The organism is Aeromicrobium sp. REDSEA-S32_B7, assembly GCF_001626145.1.
In the GTDB taxonomy this organism is placed as follows: domain Bacteria; phylum Actinomycetota; class Actinomycetes; order Propionibacteriales; family Nocardioidaceae; genus Aeromicrobium; species Aeromicrobium erythreum.
Genome location: NZ_LUNF01000125.1, coordinates 1 through 15,523, shown reverse-complemented (window position 1 = coordinate 15,523; position 15,523 = coordinate 1). Strand labels below are relative to the sequence as shown.

General features: G+C 71.2%; 16 protein-coding genes and 1 pseudogene. 4 read left to right on the top strand and 13 right to left on the bottom strand.

What is annotated here, in order from left to right; all coding sequences use genetic code 11:
- Positions 1 to 171: 171 nt before the first annotated feature.
- The gene (moaA, locus tag A6Q79_RS09145) at positions 172 to 1,158 is read right to left on the bottom strand and encodes a GTP 3',8-cyclase MoaA (RefSeq protein ID WP_067857613.1); all 987 of its coding nucleotides are present in this window, start codon (positions 1,156 to 1,158) and stop codon (positions 172 to 174) included.
- A 69-nt stretch (positions 1,159 to 1,227) separates the two neighbouring features.
- On the opposite strand from moaA, the gene A6Q79_RS09140 reads away from it, so the two are divergent.
- Positions 1,228 to 2,013 (top strand): SURF1 family protein, encoded by a 786-nt coding sequence (locus tag A6Q79_RS09140; RefSeq protein WP_067857615.1) that lies wholly within the window; start codon positions 1,228 to 1,230, stop codon positions 2,011 to 2,013.
- Here the strand turns inward: A6Q79_RS09140 and A6Q79_RS09135 are convergent.
- From A6Q79_RS09135 to A6Q79_RS09090, 10 genes and pseudogenes are all read right to left on the bottom strand, one after another.
- A complete protein-coding gene (locus tag A6Q79_RS09135; RefSeq protein WP_067857618.1) occupies positions 1,997 to 3,211 on the bottom strand; it encodes a family 16 glycosylhydrolase in 1,215 nt (404 codons plus the stop codon). The two genes, A6Q79_RS09140 and A6Q79_RS09135, sit on opposite strands and share 17 nt — an antisense overlap.
- Before the next feature lie 142 nt (positions 3,212 to 3,353).
- Complete coding sequence (locus A6Q79_RS09130; protein ID WP_067857621.1) at positions 3,354 to 4,952, bottom strand: ABC-F family ATP-binding cassette domain-containing protein; 1,599 nt, start codon at positions 4,950 to 4,952, stop codon at positions 3,354 to 3,356.
- 227 nt (positions 4,953 to 5,179) lie between these two features.
- A complete protein-coding gene (locus A6Q79_RS09125; protein WP_067857624.1) occupies positions 5,180 to 5,563 on the bottom strand; it encodes a metal-sulfur cluster assembly factor in 384 nt (127 codons plus the stop codon).
- Positions 5,560 to 6,021 (bottom strand): Fe-S cluster assembly sulfur transfer protein SufU, encoded by a 462-nt coding sequence (gene sufU / locus A6Q79_RS09120; protein ID WP_067857627.1) that lies wholly within the window; start codon positions 6,019 to 6,021, stop codon positions 5,560 to 5,562. The genes A6Q79_RS09125 and sufU overlap by 4 nt, the downstream gene beginning before the upstream one ends.
- 2 nt (positions 6,022 to 6,023) lie before the next feature.
- On the bottom strand, positions 6,024 to 7,262 hold the full coding sequence (locus tag A6Q79_RS09115; protein WP_286689764.1) for a cysteine desulfurase: 1,239 nt from the start codon (positions 7,260 to 7,262) through the stop codon (positions 6,024 to 6,026).
- Between the two features lies 1 nt (position 7,263).
- Positions 7,264 to 8,022 (bottom strand): Fe-S cluster assembly ATPase SufC, encoded by a 759-nt coding sequence (gene sufC, locus A6Q79_RS09110; RefSeq protein WP_067857633.1) that lies wholly within the window; start codon positions 8,020 to 8,022, stop codon positions 7,264 to 7,266.
- Positions 8,023 to 8,027: 5 nt separating this feature from the next.
- A complete protein-coding gene (locus tag A6Q79_RS09105; RefSeq protein WP_253022086.1) occupies positions 8,028 to 8,360 on the bottom strand; it encodes a non-heme iron oxygenase ferredoxin subunit in 333 nt (110 codons plus the stop codon).
- A 3-nt stretch (positions 8,361 to 8,363) separates the two neighbouring features.
- A complete protein-coding gene (gene sufD / locus A6Q79_RS09100; protein ID WP_286689763.1) occupies positions 8,364 to 9,551 on the bottom strand; it encodes a Fe-S cluster assembly protein SufD in 1,188 nt (395 codons plus the stop codon).
- Positions 9,551 to 10,975: a Fe-S cluster assembly protein SufB gene (gene sufB, locus A6Q79_RS09095; RefSeq protein ID WP_067857641.1), complete on the bottom strand. Its 1,425-nt coding sequence runs from the start codon at positions 10,973 to 10,975 to the stop codon at positions 9,551 to 9,553. Before sufB ends, sufD begins: the two co-directional genes overlap by 1 nt.
- Before the next feature lie 411 nt (positions 10,976 to 11,386).
- Positions 11,387 to 11,497: pseudogene (locus tag A6Q79_RS09090) on the bottom strand (transcriptional regulator); the annotation flags it as partial.
- Positions 11,498 to 11,635: 138 nt separating this feature from the next.
- Between A6Q79_RS09090 and A6Q79_RS09085 the strand changes: the two are divergent.
- Positions 11,636 to 12,724, top strand: a complete 1,089-nt coding sequence (locus tag A6Q79_RS09085) for a DNA polymerase domain-containing protein (RefSeq protein ID WP_067857646.1) — start codon at positions 11,636 to 11,638, stop codon at positions 12,722 to 12,724.
- A gap of 201 nt (positions 12,725 to 12,925) precedes the next feature.
- Here the strand turns inward: A6Q79_RS09085 and A6Q79_RS09080 are convergent, their stop codons facing one another.
- Positions 12,926 to 13,501, bottom strand: a complete 576-nt coding sequence (locus tag A6Q79_RS09080) for a YdeI/OmpD-associated family protein (protein WP_317697894.1) — start codon at positions 13,499 to 13,501, stop codon at positions 12,926 to 12,928.
- 105 nt (positions 13,502 to 13,606) lie between these two features.
- Here A6Q79_RS09080 and A6Q79_RS09075 point away from each other — a divergent pair, with 105 nt between their 5' ends.
- Positions 13,607 to 14,398 carry a GTP pyrophosphokinase family protein gene (locus A6Q79_RS09075; protein WP_236749705.1) on the top strand — a complete coding sequence of 264 codons (792 nt, stop codon included), beginning with the start codon at positions 13,607 to 13,609 and terminating at the stop codon, positions 14,396 to 14,398.
- On the opposite strand, the gene A6Q79_RS09070 is transcribed toward A6Q79_RS09075, so the two are convergent.
- Positions 14,395 to 15,315 carry an ATP-dependent DNA ligase gene (locus A6Q79_RS09070; protein WP_317697885.1) on the bottom strand — a complete coding sequence of 307 codons (921 nt, stop codon included), beginning with the start codon at positions 15,313 to 15,315 and terminating at the stop codon, positions 14,395 to 14,397. The two genes, A6Q79_RS09075 and A6Q79_RS09070, sit on opposite strands and share 4 nt — an antisense overlap.
- A gap of 7 nt (positions 15,316 to 15,322) precedes the next feature.
- Between A6Q79_RS09070 and A6Q79_RS09065 the strand changes: the two genes are divergently transcribed.
- A partial coding sequence (locus A6Q79_RS09065) for a hypothetical protein (protein ID WP_317697883.1) occupies positions 15,323 to 15,523 on the top strand: 201 nt, incomplete at its 3' end.

Here is a 15,523-nt window from a genome sequence, read left to right as displayed (position 1 = left end):
GGGGTGCACGGCGGCGGCCCTGCACCGGATCGAGTGGAACAACCCGAAGATCCACACGCCCGACCGCCGCAAGACGTGGCTGGCGTGCGAGGAGCACGAGCAGTCGTTGCGGCGCTTCCTCGACGCGCGCGGCTTCTACAAGGAGACGCTCCCGCTCGAGGGTTGAGGTCCTCAGCCGCCGATCGACGACATGGGTCGCGACGGCTGCAGGAACGTGGGGTCGTCGATGCCGTGGCCGGCCGCCTTGCCCCACATGGCCTCGACCCACCGGCGGGCCAGCTCGTCGTCGTCGGCTCCCCCGCGCAGCGCGGCCCGCAGGTCGGACTCCTCGCGGGCGAACAGGCACGTGCGCACCTGGCCGTCGGCGGTCAGGCGGACACGGTTGCAGTCGGCGCAGAACGGCCGCGTGACCGACCCGATGATGCCCACCGTGTGGGGGCCGCCGTCGACCTGGAACTTCTCGGCCGGGGCGCTCCCCCGCCCGTCCAGCGGCGTGAGGGTCACGTGCTCGGAGAGTCGCGCGAGGATCTCGTCGGCGGTGATCATGCGGCTGCGGTCCCAGCCGTGCTGCGCGTCGAGCGGCATCTGCTCGATGAAGCGCAGCTCGTAGCCGCGCTCCATGCACCAGCGCAGCAGCGCGGGCCCCTCGTCCTCGTTGAGGCCCCGCAGCAGCACCGCGTTGATCTTGACGGGGGTGAGCCCGGCCTCGGCGGCGGCCTCGAGCCCGGCGACGACGTCGTGGAAGCGGTCGCGCAGCGTGATCCGGTGGAACATCTCCGGGTCGGTGGTGTCGAGGCTGACGTTGACCCGGTCGAGGCCGGCGGCGGCCAGCGCGTGGGCCGTGCGGCTCAGCCCGAGGGCGTTCGTGGTGATGGCGGTGCGCGGCGACCCCGGCATCGCCTTGGTGGCCGCGACGATCGAGGCCAGTCCGCGACGCAGCAGCGGCTCGCCGCCGGTGAACCGCACGTCGACGACGCCGAGACGCGTGACGGCGACGTGGATCAGCCGGACGACCTCGTCGTCGGTGAGCACCTCGGCCGTGGGCATCCAGTCGAGCCCCTCGGCCGGCATGCAGTACTGGCAGCGCAGGTTGCAGCGGTCCGTCAACGAGACCCGCAGGTCGGTGGCCACACGTCCATGTCTGTCACCGAGCTGCATCCCCCCAGTCTAGGAGCGAGGACCCAACCTCGCCGGAGCCCGCTGGTGTCGGGCGGCTAGATTCGAGGCGTGCGGTTCCTGCTCAGCGCCCGGTGGATCGGGTTCTTCCTCGCCGTCGTGGCGCTCGCGGTCGTGTGCGTGCTCATGGGCGACTGGCAGTGGCACAAGCGCGAGGTCCGGCACGAGTCGAACGAGCGGGTCGAGCAGCACCTGGCCGCCGACCCCGTCCCCCTCGACCAGGTGGCACCGGTCGGCCTGAAGGTCACGAAGGACCTGGAGTGGACGCGGGTCGTCGCGCAGGGCCGCTACGACCCGACGTCGCAGGTGACGGTGAAGTTCAGCACCCGCGACGGGCGCCCCGGCGCCGAGGTGGTCACGCCGCTGCTCCTCGACGACGGCAGCGCCGTGCTGGTCGACCGCGGTTGGGTGCCGACGTCGAACACCGCGGCCGCCCCCAGCGACGTCCCCGCGCCACCGAGCGGGACCGTCACGGTACAGGGCTGGCTGCGGCCCGACAGCAACGCCGGTGCCGACGCGACGACGCCGGTGGACGGCCAGGTCCGCTCCGTCTCCAGCACCGGGCTCGCCGGCTCGCTCCCGTACGACGTGCGCTCGGGCTACCTCAACCTGCGCGAGCAGACCGGCGGCACCGGCGGGCTCGAGCTCGAGCCGAAGCCCGACCTCGGCGGCGGACCGCACTTCTTCTACGGGCTGCAGTGGTGGTTCTTCGCCGGGCTCGCGCTGGCCGGCTTCGTCTGGTTCGCGCGGATCGAGTGGCTGGAGCGACGTGCGGGCCACGGTGGCCCGCCGTCCACGCGCGACGGCGACCGCGAGGACGTCAGCGCCACACCCTGACGTAGTCGACGCTCATCGTCCTCGGCGTCGCCGTCGCCCCCTCGGGGACGCTGTTCTCCCCCGAGCCCAGCATCTGCGTGAGGTTGAGGTTGAACGGTCGGTCGAAGGGTTGCGGCGCCGTGAGCGGCTCCTCCGGGTCGATGCGGTGCTCCAGGCACGTGGTGCCGTCGATCGTCACGGTCAGCGTCGTCGGCGTCCACTCGAGCCCGTACGTGTGGAACCTGCTGGGCTCGTAGACCCGGCAGTCGTTGTTCGTGCGGGTCGACCACGGCGACGCGGACCCGTAGTGCAGTGCGGGGATCAGGCGGTCCGGGTACTGGGCGTAGTACTCGACCACGTCGATCTCGCCGGAGTACGGCCAGCCTCCGTAGTGGGTGGGCTCGTCGGGGACCAGCCAGAGCGCCGACTGGAAGCCCGGTCCGTCGACGGCGGGCATCGCGGCCCGGAACTCGAAGCGGCCGTACGTCTGGGAGAAGCGACCCAGCGAGCTGACCGAGCCGGAGGTCCACGGGGTCGTGACCGTGCGGTCGCCGGCCCGGCAGGTCACGTCCGACGCCTCGCGGCGCGTGGTGAGGCGCAGCGCCCCGTCTCGGACGGCGACGTTGTCGCCGTCGGGCAGGAAGCAGTCGCCGTAGCTGAAGCTGGAACCCTCGGTCGTGATCCGCTGCCACCTCGACGTGTCGAGGGTGGTGCCGTTGAACTCGTCGGCGAACGTGCACGTCCACGGCGTGCCGTCGGACTTGAGGCGCTGCGCACCGCACGACGGCGCACCCGTGCCCTCGCCGGACGACGCCGCGTCGGCCTGGGCCTGGGCGTCGGCCACCGCCCGCTCCCGCGCCAGCGCACGCGCCTGCGCGTCGGCCTCCTCGAGGGCGGCGGCACGGGCCTTCTCGTAGGCGTCCATGGTGGCGTCGTAGTACGCCTCCCACTGGGTCGCGGCGGTCGCGGTCCCGGTGCGGGTGGCCGTCGCGCTGGCGGTCGCCTCCCCGTATCCCACGTAGCCGTCGACGGTGGCCGACTCGGTGACGGTGGCCGACTCCGTCTGGGTCCACTCCGTCGAGTAGGTGATCGACGCTTGGTCGTCCTCCGCGTCGGCCGCGTCGGGTGCCGTGACGGCGAGCCCGACCACGACCAGGACCACCGCGGCGCAGGAGGCGCGTATCGGTCCGACGAGACGGTGGTGCCGACGGTTGGCCATGGCAGCTCCTCGACGCCCCGGCGTCAGGCTGCCCGCCCTGCACGGACTTCCCGGTGTCGGGACTCAGGTCCTGGTGGTCTGACGACCTTAGACCCGGACGGCGGGCTCTGTCACGCCCCCGACCTCGCACGGGGGCCGCGGGTCAGGCCAGGGAGACCAGCTCGGCGTAGCCGTCGTTCCACAGGTCCTCGTCGCCGTCGGGCAGGAGCAGCACGCGGTCGGGGTCGAGCGCGCGCACGGCGCCCTCGTCGTGGGACACGAGCACGATCGCGCCCTCGTACCGGCGGATCGCGTCGAGCACCTCCTCGCGCGAGGCAGGGTCGAGGTTGTTGGTCGGCTCGTCGAGCAGCAGCACGTTCGCGCTGGAGACGATGAGTCCCGCGAGCGCGAGGCGGGTCCGCTCTCCGCCGGAGAGCACCTTGGCCGGCTTCGCGGTGTCGTCGCCGGAGAACAGGAACGCGCCGAGGACGCTGCGCGCCTGGGTGTCGGTGAGCTCCGGCGCGGAGCGCTGCATGTTCTCGAGCACCGTGCGGTCCATGTCGAGCGTCTCGTGCTCCTGCGCGAAGTAGCCGATCTTGAGCCCGTGGCCCGGCTGGATCTCGCCGGTGTCGGACTGCAGGGTGCCGGCGAGCATCCGCAGCAGGGTCGTCTTGCCCGCGCCGTTGAGGCCGAGCACGACCACGCGGCTGCCCTTGTCGATCGCCAGGTCGACGCCGGCGAAGATCTCCAGCGCGCCGTAGGACTTGGAGAGCCCCTGGGCCATGAGCGGGGTCTTGCCGCACGGAGCCGGCTTCGGGAAGTCGATCTTGGCGACCTTGTCGGCCTGGCGGACGTCGTCGAGGCCGGACATCATCTGCTCGGCGCGGCGCAGCATCTGCTGCGCGGCGCTGGCCTTGCTGGCCTTCGCGCGCATCTTGTTGCCCTGGGCGACGAGCCGCTCGGCGGTCTTCGTCGTGATCTCGCGCTCGCGCTTGCGCCGCGCCTCGTCGGCCTCGCGCTGGCGCAGGTAGTGCTTCCAGCCGGTGTTGTAGATGTCGATCGTCGCGCGGTTGGCGTCGAGGTAGAAGACCTTGTTGACCGTCTCCTCGACCAGGTCGACGTCGTGGCTGATGATCACGAGACCACCGGAGAACGTCTTGAGGAAACCGCGAAGCCACGTGATCGAGTCGGCGTCGAGGTGGTTGGTCGGCTCGTCCAGCAGCATCGTGTCGGCGTCGCTGAACAGGATGCGGGCCAGCTCGATGCGGCGACGCTGACCACCGGAGAGCGTCTGCAGCTGCTGGTCGAGCACGCGGTCGGGCAGGCCGAGCGCGTTGGAGATGGTGGCGGCCTCCGCCTCGGCGGCGTACCCGCCGCCGGCCGAGAACACGTCCTGGGCGCGGCCGTAGGCCTTCATCGCCCGCTCGGCGACGTCGGGGTCGGCCGAGCCCATGTCGAGCTCGGCCTTGCGCATCGTCGCGAGGGCCTCGTCGAGGCCGCGGGCACCGAGGATGCGGTCGCGCGCCGTGATCGACAGGTCGCCGGACTTCGGGTCCTGAGGCAGGTAGCCGATCTTCCCGCTGAGCGTGATGCTGCCCTCGGCGGGCTGGCCGTCGCCGGACAGCATGCGCGTGAGGGTGGTCTTGCCGGCACCGTTGCGACCGACGAGGCCGATCTTGTCGCCCTTGTCGACGCGGAAGGAGACGTTCTGCATGAGGACGCGGGCGCCGAAGCGCAGCGTCACGTCGTTGACGGTGATCATGGGGAGCTTTCGTGGTCAGGGGGTGTGCGAGAACGCCGGACGTGGTCCGGTCGTCACTCCCGCTGGTAGTAGCTCACCGGAGCAGTCTACGGGCCCGAGCCCCGCTCCCCCGCATCGTGACCGCGAGACGTGGGTCATGCCGTGGACTTCGGGCCCTCGACCCTCCGACGCAGCCGACCCCGACCCCCGCGATGCGCGGGAGTCGGGGTCGGAGGTCGCGGCAGGTCTCAGCCGACGTTGAAGCCCAGCGCCCGCAGCATCTCGCGGCCGTCGTCGGTGATCTTGTCCGGACCCCACGGCGGCATCCAGACCCACTCGATGCGGAAGTCGTTGACGATGCCGTCGAGGGCGGCGCGGGTCTGGTCCTCGATGACGTCGGTCAGCGGGCAGGCCGCGGAGGTCAGCGTCATCGACAGGACAGTGTTGCTGTGGTCGTCGACGTCGACGCCGTACACGAGGCCGAGGTCGACGACGTTGATGCCGAGCTCGGGGTCGACGACGTCCTTCATCGCCTCCCAGACGTCCTCGTCCTTCGTCGCCGTCGACACGGCGGACTCCTGCGGGGCGTTCAGGTCGACCTCGGGCAGGTCGGAGTGGTCCGGGGTGCTCATGCGTCCTCCTGGGTGCTGAGAGCCTGGCTGGTGGCGTCCTTGAACGCCATCCACGAGAGCAGCGCGCACTTCACGCGCGCCGGGAACTGGGCGACACCGGCGAACGCGATGCCGTCCTCGAGGACGTCCTCGTCGGGCTCGACCTCGCCCTTGCCCTGCATGAGGGCCTGGAAGGCATCGAGCGTCGCGAAGGCGTCGTCGACGGGCTTGCCGACCACGAGGTCGTTCAGCACCGACGCCGACGCCTGGCTGATCGAGCAGCCGACCGCGTCGTAGGAGACGTCGGACACGGTGCCGGCGTCGAGGTGGACCCGCAGGGTCACCTCGTCGCCGCACGTCGGGTTGACGTGGTGCACCTCGGACTCGAACGGGTCGCGCAGGCCCGAGCCGTGCTTCTGCTTGTAGTGGTCGAGGATGATCTCCTGGTACAGCGCGTCCACCTGGGATGCGTCGGCCATGGTCACCGGCCTCCGAAGTACTGCTGGGTGTGCCGAACCGCGTCGACGAGCGCGTCGATCTCGGCCTCGGTCGTGTACAGGTAGAACGACGCGCGCGTGGTGGACTGCACCCCGAACCGCTGGTGGGCCGGCTTGGCGCAGTGATGTCCCGCGCGGACCGCCACGCCGCGGGAGTCGAGCAGCTGGGCGACGTCGTGCGGGTGCACGTCGTCGAGCGTGAAGCTGATCGCCCCTCCGCGCTGCACGGCCTCCTTCGGCCCGACGACCGTGAGCCCGTCGACCTCCTGGAGGCGCTCCAGCGCGTACGCGGTGATCGTCTGCTCGTGCGCGGCCACGTTCTCCATGCCGAGCGCCGTCAGGTAGTCGACCGCGGCGCCGAGCCCCACGGACTGCGCGATCGGCGGGGTGCCGGCCTCGAACCGGTGCGGCGGCGCGGCGAACGTCGACCGCTCCATCGTGACGGTCTCGATCATCTCGCCGCCACCCAGGAACGGGGGCAGCGACGCGAGCAGGTCGTAGCGGCCCCACAGCACGCCGATGCCCGTCGGGCCGACCATCTTGTGACCCGTGAAGGCGACGAAGTCGGCGCCGAGCGTGCTGACGTCGACCGGGATCTGCGGCACGGCCTGGGAGGCGTCGATGACGACCAGTGCGCCGACCTCGTGGGCCCGAGCGATGACCTTCTCGACGGGGTTGATCGTGCCGAGCATGTTCGAGACCCAGGTGAGCGAGACGACCTTCGTGCGCTCGGTGACCAGGGTGTCGAGGTCGTCGAGGTCGAGGCGTCCCTCGTCGGTGACCCCGAACCAGCGCAGCGTCGCGCCGGTGCGCTCCGTGAGCAGCTGCCACGGCACGATGTTGGAGTGGTGCTCCATCTCGGAGATGACGACCTCGTCGCCCTCCCCCACCGTGCCGGCGTCGCCGAGCACGCGGGCCACCAGGTTCAGCGCCTCGGACGCGTTCTTGGTGAACACGACCTCCTCACGTCGACCGGCGCCGATGAAGCCGGCCACCTTGGTGCGACCCAGCTCGAACGCCTCGCTGGCCTCGGCACCGAGCTGGTGCATCGCCCGCGCCACGTTCGCGTTGTGCTGCAGGTAGTGCTGCTCGATCGCCTCGACCACCTGGCGCGGCTTGTGGGACGTGTTGGCGCTGTCGAGGTACACCAGCGGGTGGTCGCCCGCCAGCGTGCGCTCGAGGATGGGGAAGTCCTTGCGGACCGCCTCGACGTCGTAGGTCATGTCAGACCGCAGCCTTCACGTACTTGTCGTAGCCCTCCGCCTCGAGCTGGTCGGCCAGCTCGCGACCGCCGGACTCGGCCAGCCTGCCCGCGACGAAGACGTGCACGAAGTCGGGCTTGATGTACTGCAGGATGCGCGTGTAGTGCGTGATCAGCAGGACGCCGCGGTCACCCTGGTCGGTGTAGCGGTTGACGCCCTCGGACACGACGCGCAGGGCGTCGATGTCGAGGCCGGAGTCGGTCTCGTCGAGCACGGCGAACTTGGGGTTCAGCAGCTCGAGCTGGGCGATCTCGTGACGCTTCTTCTCACCACCGGAGAAGCCCTCGTTGACGCTGCGCTGCGCGAACGTCGGGTCGAGGGTGACGCGCTCGAGGGCGGCGTTGACGTCCTTGACCCAGGTGCGCAGCTTGGGGGCCTCGCCGTCGATGGCGGTCTTGGCGGTGCGCAGGAAGTTCGCGACGGACACGCCGGGGACCTCGACGGGGTACTGCATCGCGAGGAACAGGCCCGCGCGGGCGCGCTCGTCGACGCTGAGCTCGAGGATGTTCTCGCCGTCCAGCAGGACCTCGCCGTCGGTGACGGTGTACTTGGGGTGGCCGGCGATCGAGTACGCGAGGGTCGACTTGCCCGAGCCGTTCGGGCCCATGATGGCGTGGACCTCGCCGCTGTTGACCGTGAGGTCGACGCCGCGCAGGATCTCCTTCGCGCCGTCCTCGGTGTTCACCGAGACGTGCAGGTTCTTGATCTCGAGGGTGCTCATGTGGTTCAGCTCCTGGTGGGGGCGGACACGTCGACCAGGACGCGTCCGTCGGTGATGGTCGTGGGGTAGGTGGGGACGGCCTCGGTGGCCGGCAGGTTGAGGGGCTTGCCGGTGCGGGCGTCGAAGCGCGACCCGTGCAGCCAGCACTCGATCTCGCAGCCCTCCACCTCCCCCTCCGACAGCGGGATCGCGGCGTGCGAGCACTCGTCGCGGATCGCGTAGACCGCGTCGCCCTCGCGTACCAGCGCGACGTCGACGCCGTCGACGGTGACCGCGGTCGCGGTCCCCTCGACGAGGACGTCGAGGGGTGCCGCGAACTGGGGTCCGGACTCGGGCATCGCTCAGCCGACCTTGCTCAGGTCGGCACCGGCCAGCTCGGACTCGATCGCCTCGACGAGCCGCGCCTGCAGCTCAGGCACGCCGATCCGACGGATGATGTCGTTGAAGAAGCCGTGCACGACGAGACGACGCGCCTCGGCCTCCTCGATGCCCCGGCTCTGCAGGTAGAACAGGTGGTTGTCGTCGAAGCGGCCGGTGGTGCTGGCGTGGCCGGCACCGGCGATGTCGCCGGTCTCGATCTCCAGGTTCGGCACCGAGTCGGCCTTCGCGCCGTCGGTGAGCACGAGGTTGTCGTTCTGCTCGAACGTCTCGATGCCCTCGGCGACCTTGCGGATCAGCACGTTGCCGACCCAGACGGTGTGCGCGTCCTGGCCCTGCAGCGCGCCCTTGTACTCGACGTTGCTCTTCGTGCGCGGTGCCGTGTGGTCGACGAACTGGCGGTGCTCGATGTGCTGGCCGGCGTCGGCGAAGTAGACGCCGAGCAGCTCGGCGCTGCCGCCCGGACCGGCGTAGTCGACGTTGACGTTCGTGCGGACGAGGTCGCCGCCGAGGCTGACCTCGAACGCGCGGACCGACGCGTCGCGACCGACACGCACGTTGTACTGGCCGGCGTGCACGGCGTCGTCGGCCCAGTCGTTGACCGTGACGAGGTCGAGCGAGGCGCCGTCGCCGACGACGACCTGGGTGAACGCGTCGTACGTCGCGCTGCCGGCGTGGTCGACGACCACGGTGGCCCTCGCGTGGGTGCCGACGCGGACCACGACGTGGCCCCAGACGGTCGAGTCGACGGAGTCACCCGTCAGCGTCAGCCGCACGGGCTCGCTGAGCTCGAGGTTGGCGGGCACGTCGAGCAGCACCGCTCCCCCGGCGTTGGCCACGGCGAGCGCGCCGAGCCGGTCGAAGGGGGCGTTGACGGCCAGGGCCTGCGCCTCGGCCGTGCTGACCTGCGTGAGCGTGACGCCCTCGGGCAGCTGCTGCTCCCACGTGAGGTGCGCGTCGGAGGGGGTGCCGTCGAGCAGGCCCCGCAGCCGCTTCAGCGGCGTGAAGCGCCAGATCTCCTCCAGGCCCGTGGGCACCGGGTGCGCCGCGACGTCGTAGGACGGCTCGGGGTGCAGGTGGGACTCGACGTGGTCGAGCTCCAGGGCCTGACCGATGTTCTCGACCGTGCGGTCGGTGTCGACGAGGGTCATCAGCCGACGGCTCCTTCCATCTGCAGCTCGATGAGGCGGTTCAGCTCGAGCGCGTACTCCATCGGGAGCTCGCGCGCGATGGGCTCGACGAACCCGCGGACGATCATCGCCATGGCCTCGTCCTCCTCCATGCCGCGCTGCATGAAGTAGAAGAGCTGGTCGTCGCTGACCTTCGAGACCGTGGCCTCGTGGCCGAGCGTCACGTCGTCCTCGCGGACGTCGACGTAGGGGTACGTGTCGGACCGGCTGACCTGGTCGACGAGCAGCGCGTCGCACTTGACCGTGCTGGCCGAGCCGTACGCGCCCTCCATGACCTGCAGCAGGCCACGGTAGGAGGTGCGACCGCCACCGCGGGCCACCGACTTGCTCAGGATCGAGCTCGACGTGTGGGGGGCGGCGTGCACCATCTTGGCGCCGGCGTCCTGGTGCTGGCCCTCGCCAGCGAAGGCGATCGACAGCGTCTCGCCGCGGGCGTGCTCGCCCATCAGGTAGACGGCCGGGTACTTCATGGTGACCTTCGAGCCGATGTTGCCGTCGACCCACTCCATGGTCGCGCCGGCCTCGCACGTCGCACGCTTGGTAACCAGGTTGTACACGTTGTTCGACCAGTTCTGGATCGTCGTGTACCGGACGCGGGCGTTCTTCTTGACGATGATCTCGACGACCGCGGAGTGCAGCGAGTCGCTGGAGTAGATCGGCGCCGTGCAGCCCTCGACGTAGTGGACGTAGGAGTCCTCGTCGGCGATGATCAGCGTCCGCTCGAACTGGCCCATGTTCTCGGTGTTGATGCGGAAGTAGGCCTGCAGCGGGATGTCGACGTGGACGCCCTTGGGCACGTAGATGAACGAGCCGCCGGACCACACCGCCGTGTTCAGCGCGGAGAACTTGTTGTCACCGACGGGGATGACGGTGCCGAAGTACTCCTCGAAGATCTCCGGGTGCTCCTTGAGCGCCGTGTCGGTGTCGAGGAAGAGGACGCCCTTCTCCTCGAGGTCCTCACGGATCGAGTGGTAGACGACCTCGGACTCGTACTGCGCGGCGACGCCGGCGACGAGACGCTGCTTCTCCGCCTCGGGGATGCCCAGACGGTCGTAGGTGTTCTTGATGTCCTCGGGCAGGTCCTCCCACGAGGCGGCCTGCTTCTCCGAGGAGCGCACGAAGTACTTGATGTTGTCGAAGTCGATGTCCTCGAGGCCGGCGCCCCACGTGGGCAGCGGCTTGCGGTCGAAGAGCCGCAGACCCTTCAGGCGCAGGTCGAGCATCCACTGCGGCTCGCTCTTCTTCGCGGAGATGTCGCGGACGATCTCCTCGTTGAGGCCGCGCTGGGCGTTGGCACCCGCGTCGTTCGCGTCGGACCAGCCGAACTCGTAGCGGCCGACGTCCTTGAGCCCGGGGTTGAGCTCTTCGATCGAGTTGGTCGTCATGACGACACCCTCTCTGTGGTGGGACCTGTGGCTTGGGTCGTGGGATGGGGCAGGTGGGTCGTGCACACGCCGTCGCCGTGGGCGATCGTCGCGAGGCGCTGGACGTGGGAGCCGAGCAGGCTCCTCGACGGGTGCGGCCTCCACGAGCGGGCGGTACTTCTCGGTGAGGGCGCGCAGGCGTCGGGCTGCGAACGCGGCGACCGCGTCGTCGCCCGCGGTCTCCGCGAGGAAGCGGAGGGCGTCGGCGGCGAGGTCGTCGTAGGAGTGCGCGAAGGTGTCGCGGCCGGCGTCGGTGATGACGAAGACCTTGGCGGGTCGGCCGCGACCGCGACGCGCCGTGGAGCGCGGCTGGCGCTGGGCGAGGACGCCGTCGGCCAGCAGCTGCTCGAGGTGACGTCGCACGGCGGCGGGCGTGAGGCCCAGCCGCTGGGCGAGGTCGGCTGCGGTCGACGGACCGTGCTCCAGGATCGACGTCGCCACGCGCTCGCGCGTGGGGGCGTCGTCGACGGTGGTCGACTCCATCTCCTCGGCGCGCATGTATTTCACAACACCAGTGTGCCGTTATTGATTCCGGTCGTTCAAAGAAGGCAACCCTCACCCACGCCGCCCCCTGCAGCCCACGGCCCGGCACCTCCGCCGCGTCGGGCCTAGGCTGCCGTCATGGCAGGCAAGACTGCGGCGGTCGTCGTCGACGCGGGCGGACGCGAGGTGAAGGTCTCCAGCGCCGACCGCGTGATCTACCCGGCGTCCGAGCACGGCCCGGAGGTCACGAAGCTCGAGGTGGTCGAGTACTACGTCGCGGTCGGCGACGGCATCGTCCGTGCCCTGCGCGACCGCCCCACCGCGCTCGAGCGGTGGCCGAAGGGCGTGCAGCCCGGCATGACGCTCACGGCCCGTGAGGCCACGCACGGGCGCGGCCCGCAGGGCGACGCGTTCTACCAGAAGCGGGTCATGCGCGGCATGCCCGACTGGGCGCGGTCGGTGCGGGTGCACTTCCCCACCGGACGCACCGCCGAGGAGCTCTGCCCCGACCACGTCGCCGTCGTGGCGTGGGCCGCGCAGATGGGCACCATCACCTTCCACCCCGGCCCGGCCCGGCGAGCGGACCTGGACCGGCCCGACGAGCTGCGGATCGACCTCGACCCGCACGGCGACACCGGGTTCGTCGACGCCGTCCGGGAGGCCGGCACCGTGAGGGAGCTGCTCGGCGACCTCGGCCTGCGCGGCCACGTGAAGACCAGCGGGAAGAACGGCGTGCACGTGTACGTCCGGGTCGAGCCGCGGTGGACCTTCACCGACGTCCGGCACGCCGCCATCGGTCTCGGCCGCGAGCTCGAGCGACGCAGCGACCGCGTGACCACGGCCTGGTGGAAGGAGGAGCGCGGCGACCGGATCTTCGTCGACGTCAACCAGAACGCCCGCGACCGCACCATCGCGTCGGCCTACAGCCTGCGCCCGAAGCAGGGCGCGCCCGCGTCGTTCCCCCTGCGGTGGGACGAGCTCGCCGACGTCGACGACCCGATGGCCTTCACGCTGCGCACGATCCCCGACCTCCTCGCGGAGCGCGGCGGCGACGCCTGGGCCGACATCGACGACGAGCCCCAGTCGCTCGAGCCGCTGCTCGACCTCTGGCGCGCCGACCTCGAGCGCGGCCTCGGCGACCTGCCGTACCCGCCGGAGTACCCGAAGATGCCGGGTGAGCCGAAGCGCGTGCAGCCCAGCAAGGACACACGCAACAAGCAGGGCTGAGGTCCGGGCGCGCTGGGACGGTGGACGATCCACCGCTCGACGCCGCCTCCCCGGCGCGGTGAGTTCTCCACCCTCTCGGCGCTGGGACGGTGGACGATCCACCGCCCGACACCGCCTCCCCCGGGCGGTGAGCTCTCCACCGTCTGGACGCTGAGAAGGTGGACGATCCACCGCCCGCGGGGGCGACCGTCCAGCGATGCGTCAGCGGTCGGGCCGCTCACCGGCGCGGCACTGGGCGAGCAGCTTCTCGATGCGGGACAGGCGGGTCGGCTCCCGCTTGGCCGTGGCCAGCTGGGTGAGCGCGAAGAGGCGGGCGCTCGGCGGGAGGGCGTCCCAGAACGCGCGGGCGGCGGGGTCGGCGTCGAGGCCGGCGCGCAGTGCGTCCGGCTCCTCGCCCTGCTCGGGTCCGACGAGGACGGTCCAGGAGCCGTCGGCCCGCGCGGCGTCGACCACGGCCTGGCCGGGCTGACGCATCCGCCCCTCCTCGACCAACCGGGCCACGCGGGCGCGGTTCGACGCCGCCCACGCGCTCCCCCGCCGGCGGGGCGACATCCAGATCGCGGCGCCCCGGCCGTCGGCCGCGCCACGGACCCGTCCGTCGATCCAGCCCCAGCAGAGGGCCTCGCAGACCGCGTTCTCGTACGACAGCGCATCGTCGCCCTCGGCGACGCGGGCCGACATCTCCAGCCACACGCCCCGTGCGTCGCCGTGGTGCCCCCGCAACCAGTCGTGCCACGCCGTCAGCGACCCGGGAGCCACCTGCTCCGCCTCGTCCATCACGCCCACGGGGCCACCGTAGGGCGCCGTACCGACACCGCGCCGGGACGAGACCGCCTCGCGCACGACCCGTCACGCGTCGACCGCCCGTCGTAGGCTGACCGCGTGGAGCTGACGAGCAAGGAGGCGCTGGGGCAGGGCGACGAGGTCCTGCACCTCGACGACCCCAAGGCGCTGCGACAGGACTTCACCCGCTTCATGCTCCGGCACCGGTTCGCGATGGAGGAGGTCGTCACCAAGCTGACGATCCTGCGCGACGAGTTCGCGCTCATGCACGACACGAACCCCATCGAGCACATCGCGTCGCGGCTCAAGTCGCCCGACAGCCTCGCGGAGAAGATGGGCCGCAAGGGCACGCTGCCCACCTTCGAGTCGATCCGCGAGACCATCACCGACATCGCCGGCGTGCGCGTCACGTGCAGCTTCGTCTCCGACGTCTACCGCGTGCACGAGCTGCTCACGTCGCAGGACGACCTGACCGTCCTCGACGTCCGCGACTACATCGCCTCGCCCAAGGCCAACGGCTACCGCAGCCTGCACCTGCTGCTCGAGGTGCCCGTGTACCTGTCGGACGGGCCGGTCCCGGTCACGGTCGAGGTGCAGCTGCGCACCATCGCCATGGACTTCTGGGCCAGCCTCGAGCACAAGATCCACTACAAGTACCGCGGTGCCGTCCCCGACGACCTCGCCGAGCGCCTCTGCGACGCCGCCGACTCCGCGCACGCCCTCGACGCCCGGATGGAGGCGCTGCACGACGAGGTGCGCCACCTCGGCGAGGACGGCGTCGAGACGCTGCCGACCGAGGTGCGCGACGACCTGATCGCGGGCGACGAGCTCCTGCCGTCCGAGGCGCTGCTGGAGCAGCTGAGACGGCTCGGCGACGGTCCGCGCCGCTAGGCGAGCACGTCGCCGAGGTCGTAGGACACGACCTCCTCGAGCTGGGCGTACGTGCACGACGTCGGCTCCCGGTCGGGGCGCCAGCGCTTGAACTGCGCGGTGTGGCGGAACCGGCCCTCCTCGCCGCGGCCCTCCATGTGCTCGTAGCCGACCTCGACCACGCGCTCCGGGCGCAGCGGCACGAACGAGAGGTCCTTCGTGCCGGTCCAGCGGCTCTGCCCGCCCGGCAGCCGGCCGTCCTCGTGCGCCTGCGTGGTCTGCCAGGCACCCCACGGGTGCTCCGACAGCTCCGCGCGCAGGGGCGCGAGCTCGGCCGCCAGCTCGGCCCGGCGCGTCGCGGTGAACGAGGCGCAGACGCCGACGTGCTGCAGGCGTCCGTCGTCGGTGTACAGCCCCAGCAGCATCGACCCGAGCAGCGGCTGCTCGGGCGTCGACGTCTTGTGCAGCCGGTACCCGGCCACCACGACGTCGGCCGTGCGCGCGTGCTTGACCTTGAGCATGGTGCGGCCGTTCGGGGTGTAGGGGGCGTCGAGCCGCTTCGCCACGACCCCGTCGAGACCCGCCCCCTCGAACTGCTCGAACCAGCGTCCGGCCTCGGCGCTGTCCCGCGTCGTGCGCGTGAGGTGGACCGGCGCCTCGACGTCCGCGAGGGCCGCCTCGAGCACGGCACGGCGCTCGTGCAGCGGCGCGTCCAGGTACGACGTGCCGTCGAGCGCCAGCAGGTCGAACACGACGAGGCTCGCGGGCGTCTCCTCCGCGAGCATGGCCACCCGCGACGCTGCCGGGTGGATGCGCTGCGACAGCGTGTCGAAGTCGAGCCGGTCGCCGACGGCCGTGACGATCTCGCCGTCCACGACGCAGCGCTGCGGCAGCTGGGCCAGCACCGGACCGGCGCTGGTGGGCCGGGGAGGCCGCATCGCCTGGGTGAGCCTGGTGCCCTCCGAGGGCGGCCGCACCGGTCCCACCCTGCTGGTCGTGGACTCGGTGGCCGGTGGGCACCAGCGTCATGTCCGGCTCGACCGGACCAGGGTGCCGTTCCTCACCCGCTGGTTCCGAGGCGAGGTCGTCTACCGCACCTGGGGGCAGGAGGCCTCCTTCGCCACCGACGGCAGCAGTGCCCCGCGA